A 26,314-nucleotide genomic window follows, 5' to 3' on the forward strand; every position below is an offset into this window, starting at 1 on the left:
AGTCGGTATGGAAAACAGAAAAACCATGAATAAGAAAGGGCTGATTCTACTCGTGCAGCTGGTGTTACTGGGCGCACTGCTGACTCAGGTTCACTCGGCGTGGCTGGTGATAGGAATGATTGCAGCCGCCGCCCTGCCGTGGCTGATGTTGTCTGCAAAACAACCGGAGTCAGGCAACGTCTCTGCGCCTCAGAAAAACGTCGCGAAGAAAGCGGTGGTTCCTGCTGCGGACAACGCCCCAACCGAACAGTTGGAATCGGTGATCACCCTTAATCTCAATCGTATTCGCGACCCGTTGCAAAAACAGCATCGCATCATTGATGAGTCGGTCGAGACTCTTAACGAGAGCTTTTTTGGTCTGCAAACTGTCAGTGAGCAGCAGTCGGCCATTTCCAGCACTTTAGTGAACAATCTTCTCGCTAACCAGAACAGCGAATACAGCCTGACGACGGTGCTGCCGCGTACCGAAGCCATCATCAACGAATACGTATCAACGTTGCTGAATGTGTCGGAGAAAAGTACCTCAGCGGTGACCAGTATTCGCGATATGTCGAATAAGCTCGATGTGGTGTTTAAGCTGCTCGATCAGGTGCGAGGCTTATCCGAACAGACAAATCTGTTGGCACTCAATGCCGCGATAGAAGCGGCGCGGGCAGGAGAAGCCGGGCGCGGGTTTGCCGTGGTTGCACAGGAAGTGCGAAACCTCTCCGTCAAAGCGTCAGAGCTGAATAGCCAGATTGAAAAAGAGATCCAGATTGCGCAGCAAACGGTGAAAGAGGCCAACAAAACCGTGGGCGAGATGGCGTCGATAGACATGTCGCATGTGGAAGCCTCTAAACACAAAGTTGACGACATGCTCCATGGCGTGCAGCAGGTCAATACCGAAATTGAACGTGAAGTGCAGAAGATTCAGGAGCTCGGTAAAGCTTTGGTCAAGCACGTAAGTGACGGAGTGCGTTCGCTGCAGTTTGCCGATATCGTGATTCAGCAGGGCGACTATGCGCAAGACTCACTGAACTACCTGGAAGAGGCGGTCGGTTTGTTGGGCGTGCTGCGCCGCAACACTCAGGAACTCAACGAGGTGACCGAGCAAATTCAGCACCTGCAAGAACGTTCGTCTAAACGCAGTGCTCCTGCAGCGAACCAAAGTTGTATGGATGAAGGCGAAGTAGAACTTTTCTAAGGAGCGAGCATGGGAATTGAAACCAGCATCGATACGAACAACAAACACGTGACCATTTCGGTGGAAGGCACCTTCTGTTTTAACCTGGTGCAAGATTTTCGCAGCAGTTACGCCAAACGCTACGATCACCGTTTCACGGTCGATTTGCGTAAAGTGGATTACATCGATAGCGCCGCGCTGGGTATGTTGCTGAACATGAAAAACTATCTTGAGCAACCGGACGGCATGATACGTATCGTAAACACGCTGCCGCAGGTGCGAAAAGTGTTGTTGATTTCCCGCTTCGACAAGAAGTTCACCATTGAATAAGCGATGAGGCATTACCATGCGTGTGATGGTTGTGGATGATCATGCCACCAACCGAGAATTGTGCCGCTTTATGCTGGCGCATGTGGCTGACCAGATCGATGTGTTCGCTAATGGTCAGGGTGTGGTGGAAGCAATGCAGCAGATGGACACCTTGCCGGATCTGATCTTGCTCGATGTCATGATGCCGATTAAAGACGGCTTTACCACGGCGCAGGACATTCGTCGTGCGTTCCCGGAAAACTACATTCCGATAATCTTTCTGACCGTACTCGATGATCACGATTCGTTTGAGCGTTGTCTGACGTATGGCGATGACTTCATCCTTAAACCCGTCGAGCGCAATGTGTTGATTGCCAAAGTTCAGGCCCATTACCGCACCGTGAAGATGCACAAAGAGGTCACCGAGCAGCGCGATCAGTTGCAACATTTTCGTGAACAGGTGCAGTACGACTACGCGATTTCGGAATCGATCTTCTCTAACCTGATGGAAGAGATGAGCGCGCAGGTTGAGCACCTGTTTGGCATTGAATACATCTCAACGCCATCGACCATCTTTAACGGCGATTTAATTGTGGCAGCTAGCCGCCCTTATGGCGGAGCTTACGTGATGATTGCGGATGCGACAGGCAGCGGCTTACCCGCTGCGATTTCGACTATTCCGGCAACGAGAACCTTCTTCTCCACCGCGGCACGAGGATTATCGCTGGGGGAAATGGTGACCGAGCTCAACCGCTCGCTGGAAAGCTTTTTGCCGACCGGTATGATGCTGGCGGCCAGCGTGTTTGAAGTGCGCGCCAACGGCTTTGAAGTCTCCTGGTGGGGCGGAGGTTTACCGGACGGCTATATTCTCGATGACGCAGGTAGAGTGGTGAAACGTCTGGTCTCGACACACATGCCACTTGGCGTGTTGAAATCCAACGAGTTCGAAAGCGATTTGCAACATTTCAAACTGGAACCCGGCCAGCGTATCGTCGGTTATACCGATGGCATCACTGAAGCAGAAAACGCGCTGGGGGAACGGTTCGGAGAAGAGCGGTTGGAAGCGCTGCTGATGCGTGTGCCGCAAGGCGAACTTATCCCGACGTTGTATGAAGAGGTCAAACTGTTTGCCAAAGCAGGTTCGCGGGATGACCTCTCCATTCTCACCATGGTTTTTCCGATTACCAACAGCAGTCAGGTTCAGCTCGCGCAGCCTCTGCTTCTGAGCAATGTTCCGGTGAAAAGCGAAATCAGTTTTCCGGCGGCGGTGCTGAAAGAGGTAGTGGTGATGAACGAGATTCGTAATTTCCTCAAAGGCATGGTACTTGGCGGAGCGCATTTGGATCTGCTCTGCTCGATATTGTCTGAGCTGTTTTCTAATGCGATCGAACATGGTTTGCTGGAACTGAAATCGGACATGAAAGAGGATCCGGACGGCTTTTTCCACTATTACCAGATGCGCGAAGAGAAGTTGAAATCACTTGCCGAGTATCACTGGATTCGTCTGAACGTCGATTATCAGCCGGCCAAAGGTCGTATTGAGATGACGTTGGAACACAGCGGTAAAGGCTTTGAGTGTCAGCAAAGTAGCCAGACCGATTCGAATGTGACTTATGGGCGAGGAATACTGCTGGCGTCGGAGTTGTGTGAATCTCTGCATTACTCCAACAACGGAAAATGTGTGCATGCGGTGTATGTATTCAATGAGTCGCACACCTTTCCTGCCATCGGTTAAGTATTTACACTGTAAACCTCTTCATCAGCGAGAGACTTTGGTTCCAGAAGTGATGTAAGCCTTAATTTGAACATCGAATTATTTCGACTCAGTATCATTTTTTATACACTGTGCTGTAAACGACAGGAATGCCGTAAGGTTGTGCAGTATGTGGAAGGATTTCATTACTCTCTCTGAGAACAAAAAAAGCGTTGTCGCTCAATTGCCTGCGGGTAAGGAGATCGACAAAACGTTCTCGGCAGCAGGATTAGCAGAAGCGTTAGCGGAAATTGGTGCGCGAAAATATCGGGTGCTGGATGATTCGGTGACCCGGTTTATTAATTGCGCCAGAGAGCTGAAGGGAGAGGCTTACGAAGGGATTGTGGTTGCTGAAATGCGCAATGCCGTGGTTGAAGTGGTGCTCAGTGAACAGGATATGCTGGCCAGCATGGTGGTGACGGGCGCATACGGCGGCCGCGGACTACATGGCAGCGAACTGGTGCATGCGCTGGCTCAGTCACACGTCATTAAAGGCATCAACAAGCTGGCGCTGAAAAAAGTGTTGTTAATGAGCAACACACTCAAGCCCGGCGAAATCTTCACTCAACCTGTGGCGCAAGGCAAAGAAGCCGTGCAGGGGCAGGATGCTCAGTTTATTCCGCTGGTGGATGATGTGACTAAGCGCGTACTGGCGCCCAAAGAACGCAAAAGCAATGAAAAAATTGATATGCGTAACCTCGGTGAAACCATTACGGTCGGTGAAAACGAGGCCGTGATGCGCCGTAAGCCAGCGACCAAAGGCGAACCTGGTTTCACTGTTCAAGGCAAGATTATTCCACCCAAACCGGGTAACGATTCCGCGCTGGTCGCGGGGAAAGGTACCATCATCTCGCCTGACGATCCCAACCTTCTGTTAGCCAGCCAATCCGGCATGCCGATCATCAAAGGCAAGACCATCGATGTTGATAACGCGCTGTGTCTTAACAACGTCAGCGTCGCGACCGGGCACGTGAAATTCAAAGGTTGTGTGGTGATCGCAGGTGATGTGGAACCGGGCATGATCGTGCGCGCGACGGGGTCGGTGACCATCGGCGGTTTCGTTGAATCGGCAGATGTGCAGGCGCAAGGCGATATTGAAGTCGGTAAAGGCATCATCGGCCACACGGTCACGGATGGTGAAGATAAGAGCTGCGTGGTCAAATCAGGCGGCAGTATCAAAGCCAACTACGCGCAATATTCTGCGCTACAAGCTTCGGAAAACATTCAGTTAGCTGTCCACAGTATGAGTAATGATGTGCGTTGTGGCGCAGATCTGATTGTGCTTGATGGCTCCGAAAAGCAAGGAACGCTCAGTGGCGGTAGCGCCAAAGTGGGTGGGAAAATTGTCTGCTTTAACCTTGGGGTGGAAGGCGATACCGCAACCAATATCGAGGCGTTCGCCCGTTTTGGTTGGTACAAAGAGCGTATCGCAAAACACAAAGAGCAATACAAGCTCACTCAGGAAGAGACGATGGATGTGATTCGCCGTGAGCTGGAGTTTAAAAAACGGCCGAAAGCGCAGCGCACCGAGGAAGAAGAACACACCATTGACGAGCAGAAAGCGCAAACTTCAGACCGAATGGAAAAGGTCAAAATGGCGCTGGAAATGCTTAATGAAGAATTTGAGCAGATGCTGGAAACCAACACGGTGGAAGCCAAAGGGAAAGTGTTTACTCACGTGACGATTCAGTATGGTGACGAGCGGGTAACCACCAAACGTGTCCACGGACCTTCGGTGTTTACCTTTAACCAGTACGAAATTCAGATGTCGTCGAAACTCGACGAAGAAGGCATCGGTATCTGATTCATACGTAAAAAAAGGGAGCTTCGGCTCCCTTTTTTGTGGCTTACTGCACCACTCTCACTTTGCCGTGGCGTAGGTCATTGAGCACCATCTCTTTCGGGCCGTCGGCGATGATGCAGCCCTTCTCCATCACAATCACCCGGTCGACCACATCCAGCATGGTGGTTTTGTGGGTGATGAGCACCAGTGTCTCACTCGGGGTGAGCTGACTGAGCTGATGTTTGATTTGCAGCTCAGAGCGGTTGTCCATCGCGCTGGTGGGCTCATCCATCAGCAGCACGGGCGGACGGCCAAGCAGGGCGCGGGCAATGGCGACCGCCTGACGCTGGCCGCCGGAGAGCAGCAGGCCGCCTTCGCCGACCTGACGCTCCAGTCCTGCCGGATCTTGTTGGGTAAACACGGTCACGCCGGCGCGGTTGGCAGCGTCCATCACGTCGCGGTCGTCAGCCAGCGGGCGCCCGAGGGTGATGTTGTCGCGAATGGTGCCGTAAAACAGCACGCTTTCTTGCGGCACGCAGCCGATGTTGCGCCGCACATCAATGTGGTGCAGCTGCTGAATGTCGGTATCGTCAATGCGCACGTGGCCTTCGGTGGGCTGGTAGAGGCCCATGATGAGGCGCTCTAAGGTGGTTTTGCCCGAGCCGATGCGACCAATGATGGCGACTTTCTCGCCCGGATTGATGGTCAGACTGAGGTCACGAATCGAGGCCACCGGCGAGTTCGGGTAGTGGAAGGTCACTTTATCGAGCTCAATCTTGCCCTGAATCATCGGGCGGTGAATGTAGCGTTTGCCTTCTTCTTGTTCGTCGGGCATCGCCATCACCTGCTCAATGATGGTCAGCGACGATTTGGCCTGATTGTAGCGGGTGGAGAGCAGCGACAGCTGCACCAGCGGCCCAATCGCGCGCCCGCTCAGCATGGTGGCAGCAATCAGCCCGCCCATGGTGAGGTCGCCTTCGGCAATCAGGTAGACACCGAGAATAATCATGCCGACGTTCGACGATTGCTGGACAAAGCCGGCGGTGTTCTGAATCCCGTCGGTGATGCGGCGGCTTTTGATGTTCCAGTTGGCCATGTGCGCCACCGCTTCTTCCCAGCGGTACTGAAACTGGCTCTGCGCGCCGAACAGTTTGAGGGTTTCAAGCCCCGCCAGGCTCTCAATCAGGTTGGCGTACTTTTGCGAGGCGAGGCGCGAGCCTTCTTCAATCGCGCGGCGCAGCGGTGCCTGAATCAGCAGCGAGTAGACAATCAGAATCACCACGCCGGCGACCGGCACCAGCACCAGATTGCCAGCCATCAGCCAAATCAGGGTCAGAAACAGCAGCGCAAACGGCAGGTCAATCAGAGAGGCGATGGTCGCTGAGGTAAAGAACTCGCGAATTGACTCAAACTCCTGCAGGTGACGCGCAAAGGCGCCGACCGACGGCGGGCGCGACTCCATACGAATGCCCATCACTTTGGCAAACAGTTTAGAGGAAATCAGAATGTCGGACTTTTTCCCCGCCACGTCGATGAAGTAGTTGCGCAGCAGCTTGAGGGTCAAATCAAACAAGAAGATGATGAACACGCCGCTGGCCAGCACCCACAGGGTCTCAAACGCGAGGTTGGGTACCACTTTGTCGTACACCAGACGGGTGAACATCGGCGCGGCGATGGCAAACAGGTTAATCAGAACTGAGGCCACCAGAACGTCGCGGTAGATGCGTTTTGACTGCCAGATGGTGCCCCAGAACCAGTGACCGTGGCGGGTCTTGAGCACTTCCGGTGAGCGTTCATCAAAGCGAAACTGCTTTTTGACCATGAAGTAGCGGCCGATGTAGCGCTCGGTGAGCTCTGCCAGCGGGTAGGCGACCGGTACCATGCCCGATTCGGCGGTGACGATTTCCGCTTCCTGCTTCTCTTCGTTGATGCTGCTCAGCACGCACGCTTCGCCGCTTTTGAGCAGCAGCACCACCGGAAACACCAGATGCGGAATGGCCTGGAGCGCTGAGCGGTTCTCTTTGGCGACCAGACCCGCCCGCTCGGCAGCGCGCGGGAATAAGAAGGGCGTCAGCTTACCGTCGGAGAGCGGCAGGCCGTTGACCAGCGCCTCCGGCGAATTGGCGAGGCCGTAATAACGGCTGACGTATATCAGGGCATTGAGCAGCGTGTCTTGCATTCCGCGCATCCTTATCTATCCACAATAAAACCTTGGAACACATCGATAAAATGCTCCGACAGAAAATCGAGCTGCACTTGGGTCTCGACCCGTGACGCAATGGTGGTGACGCCCAAATCGTGCGCGGTGCGCGAAATGGAGGTGAGGGTAAATTTCTGTTTCTCGTCATCCAGGTGATGAGTGAAGAGGTAGTCGAGTTTGACGTAATCCGGACGGAACTCGTTGATGTAATCGAGCGACTGGAAGTTACGGCCGTAGTTGTCGACCCCAAAGCCGGCGCCCGCGCTGCGCACCGCATGACAGAACAGGGCGGTGTGATGGGGCGCGTTGACAAAGCAGCTCTCGGGAATTTCAAAATGCAGTTTGTCGCACACGGTTTTGTGGCGCGCGAGCAGCTGAGTGACCCAGCGAATGAAGCTCGGCTGCTCGATGCTGCTTTGCGCGATATTGATGGCGAGGGTGTCGGTCAGCTCGCCGGCGTCGAGTTTCTCCACCATCGCCTGCAACACGTACTGGTCAAACAGGTGGCTGGCGTGCAGCTGCTCTAAGGCAAACAGGTATTGGTTGGCGCTGTAGCGCACGTTGTCTTTTTCAATCGCCGAGAACACTTCACGGTGGAACGTCTGGCCGTCGCTGTGGTTGGCGGCCTGGAAGCGGAAGGTGACCCAGTCGTGATGAATCGCTTCTTCAACCAGCGCTTTCCATTGCTGTTTGCCCATCACCACCTGATGGGTGGCACTGGTGACAAAGCCGTACTTCAGCTCCGGATTGGCTTTGGACGTGGCCACCGCGTTATCCAGCAGTGAGAGCATCTCGGTTGAGGTTTTGCTCTCTTTGTTGTGCACCACACCCAGCGACGCATCCGCCGCGGCCATGCCGGTCGGGTCAGGGTTGACCACCTGAATGGCGTTGATGAGGCCATCGGCCACCAGACGCAGCTCGCTCTCATCCAGATTGGGCAAAATCAAACCGAATTCATCGGTGGAGATGCGCGCAATGGTGGCGTTTGGCGTGGTGACGGTGGCTTTGAGCTGCGCGGCCAAATCGCGCACCATGCCGTCGCCCGCTTCGTAGCCTTTCTCTTCGTAGAGCTCTTTGATGAACTGCGCCTGCAAAATGGCCACGCCGCCCACGGCGTTCTCGCTCAGCCAGCCATTGAGCTGGTTCATGTAGTACGCGCGGTTGCCCAGTTGCGACACCGGGTCGATGTAGGCGCGCTCACGCAGCATCTGCGCTTCCTGAGCCTGCGCTTTGAAGTATTTCTCCACCTGCGCCGACATGCTGTTGATGCCCTCGACCACCGCGGTCAAATCGCGCGTGTCGGGCAGCGGCAACGGGTCGCCGAACTGGTTACGGGCAATCTGTGCCATCTTCTGCACTATCATCTGCAGCGGCTTGAGCGCGTGGCGCACGATAAGCGCAATCGCCATCAGGCCTACCAGCGTAATCGAGCCGAACGCCAGACACAGACGGATGAGCGCCTGCCACAGCTGCGCGTACGCCTCACCCGGGTGGCTGACGATTTCCACTTCCGCCAGTTGCAGCCAGCCGCTGGTCACCACGCGGCGGTCATGGATGGGCTCAAACAGGTTGAGGTTGGTGAACCACTGCGGCACCTGACTCGGCTTGATGGGGTAGGCGCGCACAATCTCCGCGTCGTCGTCCAGAAACCGCAGGCGCACCACCGAATAGGTGCTGCCGTCAAACAGCGCGTTGATGACCGACTCGGCCGCCACGGTGTCCTTGTTCTCCAGATACGGCGCCAGCGCCAGCCCCACCGTGTTGATGGTGTTGCTCACCTCTGAGCGCTGTTGCTGCTCTAAGTTGTTGCGGGTGGTCTTAAATTCGATGATGAATACGCAAATCATCAACAGAATCAGTACCGTGACCATGCCGGCGACCAGTTGTTTGTATAGTGTCATCTTACCTACTCATCGTAATTGACCAACGGTTTATTCAGGTTCAGCGAGCGCTCGCGTGAACGTAAGTCATTCCACAGGCTGAGCCGTGAAGCGTTCCCCGCGAGCTCACCGTTTTTGGATTTCATCAACCACAGATGCTGACCGTTAAAGCTGTAGATAGGCAGCAGGTCCCGACGCTGCGACGCCGGTTTGATTTGCGGGTTGATGTTGTCCAGGATTAACGGCTGGGCGCTCGGGGTGTCGTAGTAGGCCAGCACCATGTGAAACTGATTCAGCTCAATGGCTTTGACGTACACCAGACGCAGCTTCTTGTCCGAGACCCCAAGCTCCAGCAGTGAAAAATATTTGGCGATGGTGAAGTCTTCACAGTCGCCGGCGTTGCTGCCGAGAAACTCCAGCGGCGTCGCCCAGTAATCGGTTTTGCCCCACAGCACATCGTCGTTGACGAAATAGAGCTGGTTGAAGAAGCGGTTGACCTCGGTGAGCTGCTCACGCTCCGGCAGCGAGCGATAACGCGCCATCTCGCTGCGCCAGGTGGCGACCCGTTTGCCCGCACGCGGTCCGTAGGTGGCGCTCACTGCATCCACCCACTGCTGCTCCTGGGTATTGAGGGCTCCGGCGAGCGACGACACCGTCAGCACGGCCAGCAGTATCAGCCCGCGCTTTACGCTATGTCGGGTCACGTCCGGTCATCCGTCTCATGAGCTTGCCGCTTCTCCATCATTCCCGCAGCGCGTTGTCTTTGGCGCTGAGGATGGGCTTAAGTAAGTAGTCCAGCACGGTCCGTTTGCCGGTGATGATGTCCACCGAAGCGGTCATGCCGGGAATAATCGGCAGGCTGGCATCATGACCGAGGGACGTCTCTTTGGTGCGCACCCGCACCAGATAAAAACTGTTGCCGTCCTCATCTTGTGAGGTGTCGGCGCTGATGTGCTCCAGCGTGCCTTCCAGCCCGCCGTATTTGGTGAAATCGTACGCGCTGAATTTGACAATCGCCGGCAGGTCAGGGCGCAGAAAAGCGATGTCCTGCGGCGCAATTTGCGCTTCCACCAACAAGGTATCTTCGGTCGGCACGATTTCCACGATGTCCATCCCCGGCTGAATCACGCCGCCGACGGTGTTGACGTACAGGGTTTTGATGGTGCCGGTCACCGGCGAGACCACCACGGTGCGGTTGACCCGGTCTTCCAGTCCCACGGTGGATTCGGTCATCGCAGAGAGCTTGTCCTGAGTCTGATTGAGCGCATCCTGCTGCTGGGAGCGGAACTTGAGCGCCGCATCAATGCGGCTCAGCATCGATTCGCGCAGCGCGGATTTCAGCACCGGCACTTTGAGCTCACTGGAGGTGAGGTCGCGGCGGGTGTCGTTGACCTGACGCTGCAGCTTGAGCAGCTCAATGCGCGGCACCACGCCTTCATCCGCCAGCGGTTTGGTGATTTCCAGCTCCTTGTTGGCGTAGCTGTAGCTCTGGCGCAGGTTCACCACCCGGGCCTGAATCTCCACCAAATCCTGCTGCTTCTGCTTCACCTGCTGGGAAATCACCGACAGTTGGTTGCGCAGGTTATCCAAATCCTGACGGTACTGCGCGCGCTGACGCTCCACCAGGTCTGGCTGCGACTCAACCAGCGCTGGCGGAAACGCCAGCTTGGTGTAATCGATGCGCACGCTCTTTTCCCACTCGGCTTCAGTGAACTCTTCATTGACCACCACACTGGCAATCGAGGCTGAGAGCTGCAACACGCTGGCGGTCAGGTTGGCCACCTGCTGCTCACGCTCGCGGTAATCAGAGCGAAAGCGGGTGTCGTCAATCAGCAGCAGTTGTTGACCTTTTTTCACCTGCTCCCCCTCGCGCACCAGAATCTGTTTCACCAGCCCGCCTTCGAGGTTCTGCACCACCTGAATCTGCGACGAGGGCACCACTTTACCCTGGCCGACGGTCACCTTGTCGATTTGTGCCCACGAAGCCCACGCGCCCGCCAGGATAAAAAACAGCACCATCACCCACAACATAATGCGGGCACTGCTCGGGGTGTTGAGCAGCAGCGCGGCGGTCTGGTCGTCGACAAATTCAAGTTCGCCGGGCGAGAGCTGGTGATAACTGCGTTGACTCATGGCGCGATCCTGCGTGTGTGAGAAAAAACGAGACGGCAAGTCGCCGAGACTTGTCATTACAGTTTAGACGTTTTCTTATTCCTCGCTGTGATGGCTGGCCGAATAAGTATCCGAAAATTAACAGTTATGAGAGATAGAGCGCGTGCGCTTTTTGGCGGCTTGCGGCTTGAGTTCTGAGGCGTATAAGCGCACAATCGGCAAAAAATAATGAGGAGTAGAAATGGATCTTTCAGATATTCGCCGCGAATACATTCAAGGTGGTTTACGCAGAAAGGATTTGCTTGCTGACCCGATTGATCAGTTCAACCTTTGGCTGCAACAGGCGATTGATGCCAAGTTAACAGACCCGACCGCAATGACCGTGGCCACGGTGGATGAAACTGGCCAGCCATTTCAACGAATCGTGTTGCTGAAAAACGTCGATAAAGACGGCTTTGTGTTTTATACCAATCTCGGCAGCCGCAAAGCGCAGCATATTCAGCACAACAGCAAAGTGAGCCTGCATTTCCCTTGGCATCCGCTTGAGCGTCAGGTACACATCACTGGCACGGCAGAAAAGCTGAGTGCGCTGGAGAACATGAAGTACTTCACCTCTCGTCCCAAAGAGAGCCAGATCGCAGCGATTGCCAGCCATCAGAGCAGCCGTATTTCTGCTCGCGGTGTGTTGGAAGGTAAGTATCTGGAACTGAAACAGAAATTCGCGAAAGGTGAAATTCCGGTACCGAGCTTCTGGGGTGGATTCCGTATCAGGCCGTCAAGCATTGAATTTTGGCAGGGCGGTGAACACCGTTTGCATGACCGCTTTATTTACAGCAAAGCGGATGCTGGCTGGGATGTGGATCGCCTGGCGCCTTAATCTGCGAAGATGACACCAAGACACGCCGCTTTATGCGGCGTGTTCGTTTTTCAGCACCACCGACAACTGCGTTTTGAGCAGCGTTTTCGGAATCACCGAACCAAAACCCAAATCCAGCGCCAAATCGAGCAAGTTTTCTTTGCTGTGAGCACCAAACTTATTGCGCAATCGCGCTTCATAACCTTCGACGGTCTTGATTGAAATTCCCATCACGCGCGCAATGTGCTGTGGTTTTTTGCCATACAGCATCAGAAACAGCGTCTCAGATTCACGAGTTGTCAGTTTCGGTAGTTGGGTTGTGTTGTGGCTGTTGGATGTTTTGAAGGGCGATGTCAGGCCCGTCGCCCGGCATACCCAGTGTCCCACTTCTAAAATCGCCGTGTCCGTCAGATCCTGGCCGTAGAAAATGGTGCCCTGAATCCTGCCTTCGGCATCGCGCCATGGGCTTTTGGTAAAAATGTGGGCATGCCAGCGGCCATCGGGATAGGGGTGTATATCGAGGACCTTGAGTGAGCGCCCGGTTTCCATCACATAGCGATCCTGTTCCTGAAAATCCCCGGCACAGGCGACCGTTGGGCTTGGCATTTCGAAATCGGTGCGACCGACACACTCTTCGGCGGAATCGACACCGATCAGCTCACCATACGCATCATTCGCGTAGACAAACACCGAGTTTAAGTCTTTGCAGCCCCAATAACCGGGCAATTGTTTAAACAGTAAGATTTGTTCGGCAGTCAGATGAGTAGACACACATATTTCCTCAAGTACAACGCGACTTATGATATCAAGCAGCAATACGGTTGTAAGCAACGAAATGCAGTGATTTTCGGGGAAAAGGACGAAAAAAAGCCAGCCTGAAGACGGGCTGGCAATAAATACAAGAAACATATCTTGTCGACGTGTAGAAGAGGTTCCATGATTTCAGCGAGGGTCTGCTGAAAACACAGAGGTATCAATAAGATACCGGGCATTAGGTGTTACCTAATGCTTGAGCTAACTATATTGAAGCGGCCAGAAACGCAAAAGGGGGAAATCCCCCCTTTTGAGAAAAACCTGCAGTTAAAGTTCGCGAAGTATGCGAAAACCGACATAGTTCGCGGCCGCAGACGGCGAAATAAACAACTCGCTTTCTGCTTTGGCCATTTCCGGAGAGAAACTCCAGGCGCCACCTTTTGCTAAACCGCGCGCATCATTGGTCCACTGCCAAACGTTGCCGACCACGTCATAAAAACCTAGGCGGTTCGGTTCAAATGAGCGGACTGGTGATGTGCTCTTGTTTGACCAAGGTGTGCCACCCCAGCCCGTGTTGGCCTGACCGCTGCCGAAGTTATCACCCCACCAGTAACTGGTTTTGCTGCCGGAACGGGCGGCTACTTCCCACTCATCTTCACTAGGCAGACGGTAGGTAAAGCCGGTTTGTTTTGATAGCCAATGCGTATACGCGTTGGCATCGTTCTGACTGATACACACGGCCGGAGATTGCGCCGATTGTTTAAAGCCTGGGTTGCGCCAGTAGCTGTCTGGAATCGGCGTTACTTCGGAATTGTTGACTGCGATACAAACGTTTTGCAGCTCAGCATCGGTTTGGTAGCCAGTCTGATTGACGAAGGTTTCAAACTCACCGACAGTAATCGGTGTCGCGCTGACTGCGAAAGCATGATCAAGGAGAACCTGACGCGATGCGTTTTCACCCAGCAGGTATTCTCCGCTAACTAACGTGATCATTTCCGGAGCCTTGATGTTGCCTTTCAGCGAGTCAGCAAACTTAAAGCCCTGCTTAAGAATGTTGGCCTGCTCGCGCAGCACCGCACGTAAGGTGTGATCGGAATTGATGCTCAGTTCCTGATGGAATGAACGGTAGCCTTCTTTTTCCACCGTGATCATGTGATTGCCAACCGGCAGCATGATTTCGACCGGAGTGCTGCCGTAGCTGACACCATCAACCGACACTTTGTCGTTGTACTGATTCGAACGAATGGCCAGGTTCACCCACGCCACTTCTTTTTGCTTGCTGGTCTGAGCGTTTTCACCCGGCGCAAAACAGTATTGTGAATCGACATTCAGCAGCTTACAGGGGGTGTTTTCTGCCGGGCGGGCATCCAGTTGCGTGTCGATAACGGTTTTAAACTTGCTGCCGTCATAGAAGCCAGAATCTGTCGTTGTGTGTTTGAGTACGTGGATATTGAGCGACACGTCAGCCAGATGCTGTTTTACTACCGCCGCTTCGCTGGTTTCATCAATCAGCCAAGCCTGGAACTGTTTCACGGCTTTCTGTAACGCCAGATCTGTGGTCTGTTTGGCACATTGCGCCAACGTCATATCGGCGCTACACGCGTTGGTGAAGCTGACTTTTTGCTCACCAGTGCGATTGAGCTCAGAACGCAGACGTTCAACCCGTGCGCGCAGTTTGTCTTGATCAAGCTTGACAATACTCTGCTCAATCACCTGCTGCGCAGATTTGGTCTGAGCAAGTGCTGCCTGCTGCTCCTGCAGTTTCTGCTCGGCTTCCAAACGTGCTTTCTGATTCTGTTTGATGTCTGACCAGGCTGCCTGATAGGCATTCTGAGAGCCTGTAATATCCAGCTCTGGCTCATCAATCATTTTCTGGTAATCACGCTCGAGGTTCGCTTTGGCTGTCTTCAGCGCCGCGTCCAAGCTTTGCGTTTGTTTATTCAGGCGATCCAGTTCAGCTTGCTGATTATCAACAGCGGTTTGCTGAGTCTGGGTAGCCTTTTTAGCGTCCTGCAACTCTGATTGCTTGCTAAACAGTGCATCATCGATAGCCATAACAGTGGCGGGTGCCGTGTCTTCAGCTATCGCGGGCACTGCCAGTAAGCATGGCGAGAGTGCGAATAACAGAGCGGGTAAACCTTGTCGCATGGTTGTCTACTTCAGTTAAATGTTTGAAAAAACCTGTCAGCATTCTAAACGAAAACGCCATTTTGTCAGAAGTCATCTTTCAATAACTTAGTGACAAAATGGCGTTTAAACGACAGCTTTGTGAAATTCGACACCAAATCAGAGCCGCAAGGGATGATTAGCTGTCTTTGTTCGGGCGAAGCTTCACCCAAACCGTGTCATTACCATTGACGGTAATCACGCGGTTGTAAGTTTCATAACCGTCTTTGGCAACTGTCACCTGATGACGGCCTGCTGGTAGCACGATTTCGACTGGCGTGCTGCCGTAGTTGATGCCGTTGATGGTGACTGAATCGTTGTACTGATCAGAACGTACAGTGACATTCGCCCACTGCTTGTCTTTCTTGGTCGTTTGCTCATCAGAAGAGCCTTTCAGACAGTAGCGGCTTGAGACGTTCAGCAGTTTACATGCAGCCACTGCCTCTGGTTTTGCCTGTAGCTGAGCCTGCATTTGCGTAAAGTATTCGTTGTTGCCTTCAAAGCCGCTGCGGATGATCTGGCTTTCCTGAACGTGAATGTTCAGTTCCACACCGTTGAGATTCTGCTTGGCAATCACGGACTCAGTCAGGTTATCCAGCAGTTTGGCGCGGAACGTTTTCACTGCTTTCTGTTTCGTCAGATGTTGACCCTGGCTTGAACATTCACCCAGCGTCATCGTGGTAGAACACGCTGTTTTGTAGCTGGTTTCCAACACATCGCTTTCGCGCAGTTCCGCATCCAGACGTTTTACGCGCGCTTCGATTTTGCTTTCTTCCAAGTTGGCAAATTCGGTTTTAAGACGTGCTTGCTTCTGCTTGATTTGTGACAGACGCATTTCGCTTTCGGTAATGGCCTGATCGTTCGTCAGTGCTTCAGACTGATTCTCTTTCACCGCGCTCCAGCTTTCCTGATATTTCTTCTGGAAAGTCACTAAGTCTGTATCTGGATCTTCAAGAAGGCGGCTATATTGTTTGTCCAGTGCCGACTTAGCTCGGTTACGTTTCGCATCCAACTCATCGCTTTCACGCTGTAAACGACTTTGTTCGTTTTTCAGCTGTTGAAGCTTAGAGCCTTCGGCGTCGTACTCAGACGCGATGGAATCGATCTCGCTCTGTTTTGTACTGATTTTCTCATCGATAGCGGTAACAGGATCAACCTGTGTAACTTCATCCGCGTACACCGATGCAGATACCCAAATAGGGCTTAGCGCAAGCAGTAGCGCTGGGAGGCGATGTCTGATCATAGGTCCCTGCAACAAATTGATGTGGTTCCACTGAGGTCAGTGGGAAAAGACAAACTTTTGACAGCGCGATGGATACGCTGGTTTACATAATGCAAAAGCTATTTCTATTACAATAAAATCACAAAATCTGGACAATAGGCCACTGATTTTGTGAGTCTTCTATTTCTCAAGCTCCATTTTGAGCAGATTATCGAAATATGCAAGCACCGATTTCTGATCTGGTTTGACGTTTTTCAATTGAATACACATTGACCGTAATTTATGTGCACTTGATCATTGTTCCGAAGTGTGAATTTGGCCGGAATTTCATGCCGGGCCAGCACAATTATGCACATGGTTTTCTATAACGCATCTTGAGTGGCGGGTAATTTCGCTCGACGCGAAATTGTTATACCATGCAGGTCTGTCATCGTGAGGTGAAACCAGTATGAGTACATTATCTTCTCACAATCCGTCCATTTTAGAGCAAAGAGCCAAACTTTTGTCGCCTCGTCCGGCAGAGTTGGTGACCTTGCCTTCCCACATGCACTGTCACGATCACAGCTATACCCAGATTGTTATCGGCTTAAAAGGTCAGGCTGAATTTGAAGTCAGTGGGATGGGGAATATCGTCGGCCCGGGGCAGGGCTGCGTGGTGACGTCCGGATCCGATCACGCATTTGGCGGCATCATTGGTCAGTCGGATATTCTGGTACTGAACATGCCACTGCCGAGCAACGATGATCCTTTGATGTTGCAGAAGATCAACGATCTTTCTAACGCCGATGTCTATTTCCAGCTGGATGGTCAGATCCAGAAACTGGTGCAGATGTTGGTGCAGGAAATGCAGAACAGCCCGGAAGATATGCTGCTAAGCCGGGCTTGCAGTGACACGGTGCTTGCTTTGTTGCAGCGTCATATTTCCGCCTTCGAAACTCATCGCCGTGAGTCGCGATTTGATCTGGAGGCGATCGATCGCTACATCGAACAGCACATCAGCAGCCGCATTTCCGTCGCACAGCTCGCGGGCAGCGTGTTTCTCGGCGAGAGCCAGTTTCATATGCTGTTTAAAGAGCAGATGGGCATTACGCCGCACCAGTATGTGCTCGGCAAGCGTGTTGATATGGCTAAACTGATGATTGAACAGGGACGATTGACGCTTGGCCAGATTGCCGAACTGAGCGGATTCTCCAACCAGAGTACCTTTACCCACACCTTTTCTCGCCTGCAAGGGGTCTCTCCTTCTCAGTACAAAAAAATGTGCCGCAACTAAACGCTGATTATCGCGAATTTTAATGAGAATTATTCTATAACCCGAGACTGTTTGCGCACTCTCGGGTTATTTATTTGCGAAAATTGGTAAATGAACAGCATTTTATTTTATCTAAATTGATGTGATTCTGTTTTTGCTTTGTTAAAAAACCGAGTTTTTGGCAAAAAGCTCGGAGTTTTTGACAAGTATTCTTCACGCGCTCAAAATACACTGCCAGCCATTGTAGGAAACCCGACCCAATTGAATCTCGGGTGTGAGATTGAGGAAAACGCATGTTTACAGCAACAGATGTGTTGAAAGCAGAGTTTGTTGAGCAGCCGCTTAGCAAGCTGTGGTCAAAGATCTCGCCACTTTACATGGTGGACGAATCCCAATGGCTAGAGCAGCTTTTACCTTTGGCGACCCCAAGCGATGCAGAAAAATCGTCGATGGCCGTCAAAACCACTGAACTTATCGAAGCAATTCGTAAGGACAAAAAGTCGATTCAGATGATCGACGCCCTGCTTCTTGAGTACAGTTTGGATACTCAGGAAGGCATTCTTCTGATGTGTCTGGCTGAAGCGCTGATGCGTATTCCGGATACTGAAACCGCTGACGCGTTCATTCGTGACCGCTTGGGCGTGGCAGACTGGAAATCTCACCTGAAGAGCTCAGATTCGGTGTTCGTTAACGCGTCCACCTGGGGTTTGATGCTGACCGGTAAAGTGATTGGTCTGGCCGATGCAGAAGGCACCAGCCCGATTCAAGCGGTAAACCGCTTGGTGAACAAGCTGAGTGAGCCGGTGATTCGTAAAGCGATGCATCAGGCGATGAAGATCATGGGTCACCAGTTCGTTCTGGGTCGCACCATTGCCGAAGCGCAGAAAAACGGTCGTCCGATGCGCGATAAAGGCTACACCTACTCATTTGATATGTTGGGTGAAGCGGCGCTGACCACGGCAGACGCGAACAAATATTTCAAAGATTACCTGATGGCGATTGAAGCGGTTGGCCGCGACAAATACGGTTTGGACACCAGCCCGGCACCATCAGTATCGATCAAACTTTCCGCGCTGCACCCGCGTTATGAAGTGGCAAACCGCGACCGCGTAATGACTGAGCTGTACAGCACGCTGATCCAACTGCTGGATCGTGCGATGGAGCTGGATGTGGCGATCACGATCGACGCAGAAGAAGCGGATCGTCTGGAACTGTCACTGGAACTGTTTGAAAAAGTTTACCGCAGCGAGAAAGTGAAAGGCTGGGGCAAATTTGGTCTGGTGGTGCAGGCGTACTCAAAACGTGCCCTGCCAGTCCTGGTTTGGCTGACTGCACTGGCGAAAGAGCAGGGCGATTTGATTCCGGTGCGTCTGGTAAAAGGCGCTTACTGGGACAGCGAAATCAAATGGTCACAGCAGAGCGGTTACACCGGTTATCCGGTTTACACCCGCAAAGAAGCGACCGATGTTTCTTACCTGGCGTGTGCCCGCTTCCTGCTGAGCGAAAGCGTGCGCGGCAATCTGTTCCCACAATTTGCCAGCCACAATGCGCAGACCGTAACCGCAATCGCGGTGATGGCGCAGCACAAAGACTTTGAATTCCAGCGCCTGCACGGTATGGGCGATGCGCTCTACAACCACGTCATGGCGGCATACAAGCAATCTGTGCGTATTTACGCACCCGTGGGTAGCCACAAAGATCTGCTGCCGTATCTGGTTCGTCGTCTGCTGGAAAACGGCGCGAACAGCTCATTCGTACACCGTCTGGTGGATGCGCGCTGCCCAATCAGCACGTTGACTCAACATCCGGTGGACATGTTGCTGGCGTTCGATACGTTGAATAACACCAAGATTCCTCTGCCTTCACGCATTTTTGCTGAGCGCAGCAACTCCTACGGTGTCAACATCGACATCGAGAGTGAAGCGAAGCCATTCGAAGAGCAGGTCAATGCGTTCCTGAGCAAACAATGGGAAGCATCGCCGATCATTAACGGCGAGATTCAGTTCGAAAGCATGATCAAGGCAGCTGGCCAGCCAGAACTGGTTAAAGCGCCGTATGATCGTCGCATCGAAGTGGGCCAGGTTTTCCATGCTAGCCATGATCATGTTTCCGCAGCGATCGAAACCGCACATGCTGCATTTGCTGAGTGGAACCAAGCTCCGGCACAAGCGCGTGCTGAGAAACTGGACAAACTGGCGGACCTGCTGGAAGCCAATCTGGCTGAACTGGTGGCAATTTGTCATCAGGAAGCGGGTAAAACCATTCACGACAGCATTGATGAAGTGCGCGAAGCGGTCGACTTCTGTCGTTACTACGCCAAACGCGTAGACACACTGGGCGAGTTCTCGGTAGAGGGCTTTGATGGTCAGAGCCGTCAGGTTGCTCGTCAGGGCCGCGGTGTATTCGTATGTATCAGTCCGTGGAACTTCCCGCTGGCGATTTTCCTAGGCCAAATCAGTGCCGCACTGGTTGCGGGTAACACCGTCGTGGCCAAACCTGCAGAACAAACCAGCCTGATCGCAGCGCGCGCTGTCGAACTGATGCTGGAAGCGGGTTTCCCTGGCGGCGTGATTCAGTTACTGCCTGGTCGCGGTTCGCAAATCGGTACGGCGTTGACGTCACACGCGGCCATTGCTGGTGTGGCGTTTACGGGTTCCACTGCGACAGCCCAGCGCATCAACCAAACGTTGGCTGAGCGCGATGCTGATCCTGTGCCGTTTATCGCGGAGACTGGTGGTCAGAACGCGATGATCGTGGACAGTACAGCCCTGCCTGAGCAAGTGGTGCGTGACGTTCTGCGCTCTGCCTTTGCGTCGGCGGGTCAGCGTTGTTCAGCACTGCGTGTGCTGTTTGTTCAGCAAGACGTTGCCGATCGCATCATTACCCTGATTCAGGGCGCGATGCAGGAGCTTTCTGTCGGTACTCCTTATCTGCACAACACGGATGTGGGTCCGGTGATCGATGCGAAAGCTAAGCAAGGTCTGCTTGAGCACATCGAACGCATGACCAAAACGCAGAAGAAAGTGGCACAGCTGGAACTGGGCGAGGTGTGTGAACACGGTGATTTCGTTGCGCCGACTGCGTTTGAAATCTCGGGTATCGACTGCCTGACCGAAGAGCAGTTTGGCCCAATCCTGCACATCGTTCGCTTCAAAGCGAGTGAATTGGCGCAGGTGGTTCAGCAAATCAACGATACCGGTTTTGGTCTGACCATGGGGATCCACAGCCGTAACGAAACGACCTATCGCTGGATTGAAAAACACGCGCGTGTGGGTAACTGCTACATCAACCGTGACCAAGTTGGTGCGGTCGTCGGTGTGCAGCCGTTTGGTGGTCAGGGCCTGTCCGGCACCGGACCAAAAGCAGGTGGTCCACACTACCTGTACCGTTTCACTCAAGTTCAGTACAGCTAATCCGTTCAGCGAAGGAGACTAACTATGGTGCATCAAGTAACTCGTTTTTCTGACGCTTTTTCGGCTTGGGAAAACTGGAATCTGACTGGCTTTGACTCAAAATGTGAGGCACTGCTGTCATTGAAACACAATTTAGAGAGCGCTATGCCAGCATTGGCAAAAGTGATTTCTTACCAACTTCAACAGGCTTCAGCTTTATTGGCGCAACCGCACCAATTAGTTGGACCCACTGGAGAAACCAACGAGCTTTATACTGCAGGGCGCGGTGTTGCCCTCATCGTTCAGGATGACAGCAGTAATGAAGCAAAACTGGCGGTCGCAGCTCAATTGTGTGCTGCGCTGGTCGCAGGCAACAGCGTCGTATTCTGCAGTGACGATGCTGAGCTGACGTCCGCTCTGTCGGCTGCTTACGAGCAGTCAACGCTCCCGGCTAACCTGCTGCAGTTTGCAACGTTCGACGCCTATCATCAATTGATGGAATCGGATATTCGCTGCATGGGTTATGTCGGTAATACGTCGGTTGAACGCACAATCAACCGTCAATTAGCCAAACGCTCAGGCGCAATTGTTAGCCTGGTGTCTGAAACGGATTTTGCCGCACTCCCGGTGGCGAATGATCCACACTTATCGCTGCGTTTTATTACCGAACGTACGCGCACAATAAATATAACAGCAGTGGGTGGTAACGCGACCTTGCTTGAGCTTGGGAACGAGGCCCACTAATCCTTTCTGTAGTTCTCCCCCCGCACCTTGTGGGGGGACATGGAAGGCGATCGTATATAAGAGGACACATCAATGGAAAATAGCTTTGCTATTACGACCACATTTATCGTCTACCTCATTTTGATGTTGGCGATTGGGGTCTATGCATATCAGCGAACGAAAAACTCAGCTGATTACTTTTTGGGCGGCCGTTCTTTAGGCCCATGGCCTGCAGCGCTTTCTGCGGGTGCATCTGACATGAGTGGCTGGCTGCTGCTTGGTCTGCCGGGTTACGCATACGCGGCCGGTATTGAAGCGTTCTGGCTGGCGGGTGGCCTGCTGGTGGGTACCTGGGCAAACTGGCTGATCACAGCTAAGCGTCTGCGCACCTACAGCATTACCACTGACGCACTGACGCTGCCTGAATTCCTGTCTCGTCGTTTCAACGACAATTCAAAACTGATTCAAACGATTTCAGCGTTTTTCATTCTTCTGTTTTTCCTTTTCTACACCAGCTCGGGTCTGGTGGCAGGCGGTAAACTGTTTGAAACAGTCTTCGGTCTGGATTACAGCACAGCAGTTATCGTGGGTACGGTGTGTGTGGTTTCTTACACATTGTTCGGCGGCTTCCTGGCGGTATCCTGGACCGACTTGGTGCAAGGTCTGCTGATGGCAGCGGCACTGATGATCGTACCTATCGCAGCCATGAATGGTGGTTTCACTAAGCTGGACAACGATCTTTTGGCAATTAACCCACAACTGCTGACCATGTGGAATGACGTGAAAGGCCAGCCGCTGTCTGCGGTGGCGATCGTCTCGCTGGTTGCGTGGGGTCTGGGTTACTTTGGTCAGCCACACATCCTGGCGCGTTTCAAAGCAACTCGTTCGAACAAAGATCTGACCACAGCACGCCGCATTGCGGTTATCTGGACAGGTCTGTCAATGGCGGGCGCGATGCTGGTGGGTCTGGTTGGTCTGATTTACGTGACCAACGACGGTTCTATCCAGCTGGACGACGGCGAGAAAATCTTCATGCTGTTGGTGAACGCGATTTTCCACCCAGTGATGGCAGGTATTCTGCTGGCAGCGATTCTGGCGGCAATCATGAGTACGGCGGACTCTCAGCTGCTGGTTTCTTCTTCTGCACTGGCCGAAGACTTCTACAAGCAAGTGTATAAGAAAGATGCGACGTCAGAAGAGATCGTGCGTGTTGGCCGTGCGGCGGTCATCATCATCTCTATTATTGCGCTGATCCTGGCAATGACGCCAGACAGCTCGGTTCTGGGTCTGGTGTCTTACGCATGGGCAGGTTTTGGTGCGGCATTTGGTCCGGCACTGGTACTGAGCCTGTACTGGTCGCGCATGAACCGTAACGGCGCGTTGGCGGGTATCGTGATCGGCGGTATCACTATCGTCGTGTGGAAACAGCTATCAGGTGGTTGGTATGACGTGTACGAAATCGTACCGGGAATCATCTTCTCGACCATCGCGATTGTTGCGGTTAGCCTGCTGACGGGTGAACCTGAAGAAGCAGTGAAGAAGCAGCACCTTACCTTCAAGAAGCATCTTGTTGAGCTGGACTAACTGACAAACAGTTTGCATAACTGAACAAAGCCCCACCAATGTGGGGCTTTTTCGTGCTTGTGTCATGGCAATGCAATAGCAGAAACTCACTCGAAAGTGGGTGTTATTTTTTGAATCCCAGTCACAAACTTAAAACTAAAGTTTGGGACAATGGAACCAACCGATTCAAAATGCGTCAATTGTCAATAGAAAGGCTCAAACAGGGGGACCCACCATGCCAGAAGCGTATTGCAACTGTTGTCGAAAAACCACACCGCACAAAGTTGTAATGAGGCGTTGTCAGACGGAACCGACGACGGGTTGGCAGGGTTTTCAGCAATTCATGGCTGCACTGATGCACGGTGAGCATTATTACAAAATGGAGAAACAGGGTTTCTGCCGCGTTTGTAATCAACAATCCGATTTATCAGCGGCTGATTTCTCTCGAGCCAGAGTGATTTAAGTTCGTGTCAGTTTGATGACTCCCGTGGTTGTCACGGGAGTTTTTTATTTGTCTCTTCAACACAATGGGCAGCAGATCACCGATTTGATGCAACAGCCGACTTCTTGTCCCGTAATGGGAACTTTCGCAAGGTAATCTCTCTTCGTTCAGCTAATCTGTAGGGAATTCACCTGTGGATACGACGAAGGAGTCCCATTCATGCAGTTAAGTTTAAAGAGAAAAATGGTTTTCTCTGTGGTGATTGCGATCGCGCTGACCGCAATCGCATTGGTGGTCGCGGGTTATAAAACCTTCCAGCAAGACAGTTGGCGTGCCATCGAAAGTGAAAGCCGCAATACGCTGCAGGCGCATGCCAAGGGGATCGGTGACTGGTTTGCCACCAAACAGCATGCTCTGAAAGGGTTGCGCGAAGAAATTGAACGCAATCCGAATCTTGATTTGGTGCCACATCTGCGCCAAACCCTCGAGTCCGGTTCATTTGGCCTGAGTTACTACGGTAACGAGCAAGGAGAGATGTTCCGTCAGGATCCTTCCCTTAACAAAGCGGGTTACGACCCACGCGAGCGCGGCTGGTACAAAGAAGCCAAAGCCGCAGGCAAGCCGACCACAACGGAACCGTATGTGAGTGTGACCATGCAGACGCTGGTGGTGACGCTGACAGAGCCTGTACGCGTCGATGGCCAGTTTATCGGCGTAGCGGCGTCCAACCTGGCACTGAATAAGTTGATTGAAGACGTACTGGCGATTGAAGTTCCGGGCAAAGGTTACGCCATTCTGGTCAATCAGAAAGGCAAAATTGTTGCTCACCCGAACAAAGACCTGATCCTCAAACCGACTCAGGATATCGCCTCTGGCTTGAGCATAGCCGCGCTGCAGGGGGCGGCTAATGATCACCATCTGCTGCCGATGTCGATTGACGGCAAGGACAAGCTGCTGATGGCACAAAGCATCGACAATACCGACTGGATGCTGGTGATGGTGATGGATAAAGCCGTGCTGGAGCAGCCGTTAAATCAGATGCTGATGACACAAACCCTGATTGGTCTGGTGATTCTGTTGATCATGGCCTTAGCCACCTCGTGGTTTGTGGCACGTCAACTGAATGAGCTGAGCAACATCGCTGCGGCACTGGGAGATATCGCTGAAGGTGATGGCGATTTGACCCGCCGTCTGACCGTTAAAAGTGACGATGAAGTGGGCATGTTGGCGGATAAGTTCAATAAGTTCGTCGATCGCCTGCACGTGATGGTGAAAAACGTGCGTGATGTATCGGTTGCTCTGAACGAAGGGGCGAACCATGCCGCGCGCGCAGCAGGTCAGCGCAGCGAGCGCATCCGTACCCAGCAAGATGAGATCACCATGGTGGCGACAGCGGTGACTGAAATGGCCTCTGCGACGGCGGAAATTGCCGGCAATGCTGACAACACGGCGAAAAATGCCAACCAATCGGTTGAGCTCGGCGCGCAGGGTTACCAGCAAATGCAGCAGAGTAAGCACTCGATTGACCAGTTGGCTCAAGAGCTGACGGGCGCGGTCAACATCATTGGCGAGCTGGAAGAGCATGCCAACGAAATCTCAACCATTTTGTCCACCATCCGTGCGATTGCTGAGCAAACCAACCTATTGGCGCTCAACGCTGCGATTGAAGCTGCGCGGGCAGGCGAGCAGGGGCGCGGTTTTGCGGTGGTGGCGGATGAAGTTCGCGTGCTGTCGCAGCGTACTCATGCCTCAACAGAAGAAATTCAGACCAAGATCGCCGGTTTGCAGAAAGTGACTTCAAATGCGGTGTCGGTGATGACTGAAAGCCATAAGCTGGTAGAAACCAGTGTCAGCGATGTCAATCAAACGGGGGAAAGCCTGCAGGCGATCAGTGAAGCGATTCAACTGATCAGCGACATGGCGACACAAATTGCTTCGGCGGCAGAGGAGCAATCCTTGGTAACGGCAGACATTAACGGCAACACGGAGTCGGTGCGCGAAGTGAGTGACGCGCTAGCGAGCGACGCTCAGGATGCGGTGCAGCAGGCCAAAGAGCTGCACAATCTGGCGCAGGAGTTGGATCAGGAAATTTCCCGCTTCAGACTTTGATTTACCGTAAACAACTAAGGGCATCTGACGATGCCCTTTATTTTTTCACTGTGAACGCAATCACAACCCGTATTGAAACGTTTCTTCCTGAGCGGATTAGTCAGTATTGTATGTCGCAAATGATGTCTCACAGGGAATTCGAACATTATGCATTTAGACCGGGTAGACCAACAAATTCTGCGCATTCTGCACGACAAAGGACGTTTGCCAGTGGTGGAACTGGCCAAGATGGTCAATCTCACCACATCCCCTTGTTCAGACCGGGTGAAACGGCTGGAAAAAGAGGGCTACATCAAAGGCTATCATGCGGAGTTGAACGCGGAAAAACTCGGATTGGACGTTCAGGTATTCATTCATATCCGTCTTGACCAGACCAGCTTTTCAATTTTTGAACGCTTTGCTGAAGCGGTGCGCGATGTGCCGGAAATCGAAGAGTGTTATTCGCTGTCCGGGGATTTCGACACCATGATTAAAGTACGTGTTAAAGACATGAAGGCCTATCAGGCGTTTATGTCAGGGAAATTGGGTACCCTACCGGGCGTGATCCAGACTCGCAGCGAGTTTGTGATTGAAGAACATAAGACCAGCTTTGGCATCAACCCGGAGCTGCTTCACAACCTGTAACTTTGGAGAGACT

The 26,314-nt window shown here is 52.9% G+C and carries 19 protein-coding genes; 12 read left to right on the forward strand and 7 right to left on the reverse strand.

The features are described from left to right. Positions 1–7 precede the first annotated feature (7 nt). From DYA43_RS17695 to DYA43_RS17710, 4 genes are all read left to right on the forward strand, one after another. A complete protein-coding gene (locus DYA43_RS17695; protein ID WP_024375230.1) occupies positions 8–1,183 on the forward strand; it encodes a methyl-accepting chemotaxis protein in 1,176 nt (391 codons plus the stop codon). Between the two features lie 9 nt (positions 1,184–1,192). Further along, entirely contained in the window at positions 1,193–1,492 is a 300-nt protein-coding gene (locus tag DYA43_RS17700; RefSeq protein WP_055453688.1) for an STAS domain-containing protein, read from the forward strand. A 25-nt stretch (positions 1,493–1,517) separates the two neighbouring features. Further along, positions 1,518–3,206, forward strand: coding sequence for an ATP-binding SpoIIE family protein phosphatase (locus DYA43_RS17705; protein WP_172465316.1), 1,689 nt, complete (start codon positions 1,518–1,520; stop codon positions 3,204–3,206). A 148-nt stretch (positions 3,207–3,354) separates the two neighbouring features. Beyond that, positions 3,355–5,028: a flagellar assembly protein A gene (locus DYA43_RS17710; protein WP_061056043.1), complete on the forward strand. Its 1,674-nt coding sequence runs from the start codon at positions 3,355–3,357 to the stop codon at positions 5,026–5,028. Positions 5,029–5,071: 43 nt separating this feature from the next. On the opposite strand, the gene DYA43_RS17715 is transcribed toward DYA43_RS17710, so the two are convergent. The 4 genes from DYA43_RS17715 to DYA43_RS17730 form a co-directional block, all read right to left on the reverse strand. Beyond that, a complete protein-coding gene (locus tag DYA43_RS17715) occupies positions 5,072–7,186 on the reverse strand; it encodes a type I secretion system permease/ATPase (RefSeq protein WP_061056044.1) in 2,115 nt (704 codons plus the stop codon). A gap of 11 nt (positions 7,187–7,197) precedes the next feature. After that, positions 7,198–9,108, reverse strand: a complete 1,911-nt coding sequence (locus DYA43_RS17720) for a bifunctional diguanylate cyclase/phosphodiesterase (protein ID WP_061055548.1) — start codon at positions 9,106–9,108, stop codon at positions 7,198–7,200. A 5-nt stretch (positions 9,109–9,113) separates the two neighbouring features. Continuing rightward, positions 9,114–9,764, reverse strand: a complete 651-nt coding sequence (locus DYA43_RS17725) for a transglutaminase-like cysteine peptidase (protein ID WP_202649984.1) — start codon at positions 9,762–9,764, stop codon at positions 9,114–9,116. A 64-nt stretch (positions 9,765–9,828) separates the two neighbouring features. After that, the gene (locus DYA43_RS17730) at positions 9,829–11,220 is read right to left on the reverse strand and encodes an HlyD family type I secretion periplasmic adaptor subunit (protein ID WP_020433912.1); all 1,392 of its coding nucleotides are present in this window, start codon (positions 11,218–11,220) and stop codon (positions 9,829–9,831) included. A gap of 220 nt (positions 11,221–11,440) precedes the next feature. On the opposite strand from DYA43_RS17730, the gene pdxH reads away from it, so the two are divergent. Beyond that, positions 11,441–12,076, forward strand: a complete 636-nt coding sequence (gene pdxH / locus DYA43_RS17735) for a pyridoxamine 5'-phosphate oxidase (RefSeq protein WP_020328702.1) — start codon at positions 11,441–11,443, stop codon at positions 12,074–12,076. 30 nt (positions 12,077–12,106) lie between these two features. Here pdxH and DYA43_RS17740 read toward each other — a convergent pair whose 3' ends face one another. The 3 genes from DYA43_RS17740 to DYA43_RS17750 form a co-directional block, all read right to left on the reverse strand. Continuing rightward, the gene (locus DYA43_RS17740) at positions 12,107–12,826 is read right to left on the reverse strand and encodes a helix-turn-helix transcriptional regulator (protein ID WP_020328703.1); all 720 of its coding nucleotides are present in this window, start codon (positions 12,824–12,826) and stop codon (positions 12,107–12,109) included. A gap of 309 nt (positions 12,827–13,135) precedes the next feature. After that, positions 13,136–14,956, reverse strand: a complete 1,821-nt coding sequence (locus DYA43_RS17745; protein WP_061056045.1) for an SUMF1/EgtB/PvdO family nonheme iron enzyme — start codon at positions 14,954–14,956, stop codon at positions 13,136–13,138. Positions 14,957–15,113: 157 nt separating this feature from the next. Then, positions 15,114–16,217 (reverse strand): PEGA domain-containing protein, encoded by a 1,104-nt coding sequence (locus DYA43_RS17750; protein ID WP_024373717.1) that lies wholly within the window; start codon positions 16,215–16,217, stop codon positions 15,114–15,116. 427 nt (positions 16,218–16,644) lie between these two features. Between DYA43_RS17750 and DYA43_RS17755 the strand changes: the two genes are divergently transcribed. From DYA43_RS17755 to DYA43_RS17785, 7 genes are all read left to right on the forward strand, one after another. Next, positions 16,645–17,469 (forward strand): AraC family transcriptional regulator, encoded by an 825-nt coding sequence (locus DYA43_RS17755; RefSeq protein WP_020433197.1) that lies wholly within the window; start codon positions 16,645–16,647, stop codon positions 17,467–17,469. Positions 17,470–17,741: 272 nt separating this feature from the next. Then, positions 17,742–20,861, forward strand: a complete 3,120-nt coding sequence (gene putA, locus DYA43_RS17760; protein WP_047462282.1) for a bifunctional proline dehydrogenase/L-glutamate gamma-semialdehyde dehydrogenase PutA — start codon at positions 17,742–17,744, stop codon at positions 20,859–20,861. 24 nt (positions 20,862–20,885) lie between these two features. Continuing rightward, complete coding sequence (locus DYA43_RS17765; RefSeq protein WP_020433195.1) at positions 20,886–21,584, forward strand: aldehyde dehydrogenase family protein; 699 nt, start codon at positions 20,886–20,888, stop codon at positions 21,582–21,584. Between the two features lie 72 nt (positions 21,585–21,656). Next, the gene (putP, locus tag DYA43_RS17770; RefSeq protein WP_020328711.1) at positions 21,657–23,147 is read left to right on the forward strand and encodes a sodium/proline symporter PutP; all 1,491 of its coding nucleotides are present in this window, start codon (positions 21,657–21,659) and stop codon (positions 23,145–23,147) included. Between the two features lie 214 nt (positions 23,148–23,361). Then, the gene (locus tag DYA43_RS17775) at positions 23,362–23,589 is read left to right on the forward strand and encodes a hypothetical protein (RefSeq protein ID WP_020328712.1); all 228 of its coding nucleotides are present in this window, start codon (positions 23,362–23,364) and stop codon (positions 23,587–23,589) included. Between the two features lie 198 nt (positions 23,590–23,787). After that, the gene (locus tag DYA43_RS17780) at positions 23,788–25,677 is read left to right on the forward strand and encodes a methyl-accepting chemotaxis protein (protein WP_061055279.1); all 1,890 of its coding nucleotides are present in this window, start codon (positions 23,788–23,790) and stop codon (positions 25,675–25,677) included. Positions 25,678–25,824: 147 nt separating this feature from the next. Beyond that, on the forward strand, positions 25,825–26,301 hold the full coding sequence (locus DYA43_RS17785; protein ID WP_020328715.1) for an Lrp/AsnC family transcriptional regulator: 477 nt from the start codon (positions 25,825–25,827) through the stop codon (positions 26,299–26,301). Positions 26,302–26,314: the final 13 nt, after the last annotated feature.

The sequence above is a fragment of the Vibrio fluvialis genome (assembly GCF_900460245.1).
Classification (GTDB): Bacteria; Pseudomonadota; Gammaproteobacteria; order Enterobacterales; family Vibrionaceae; genus Vibrio; species Vibrio fluvialis.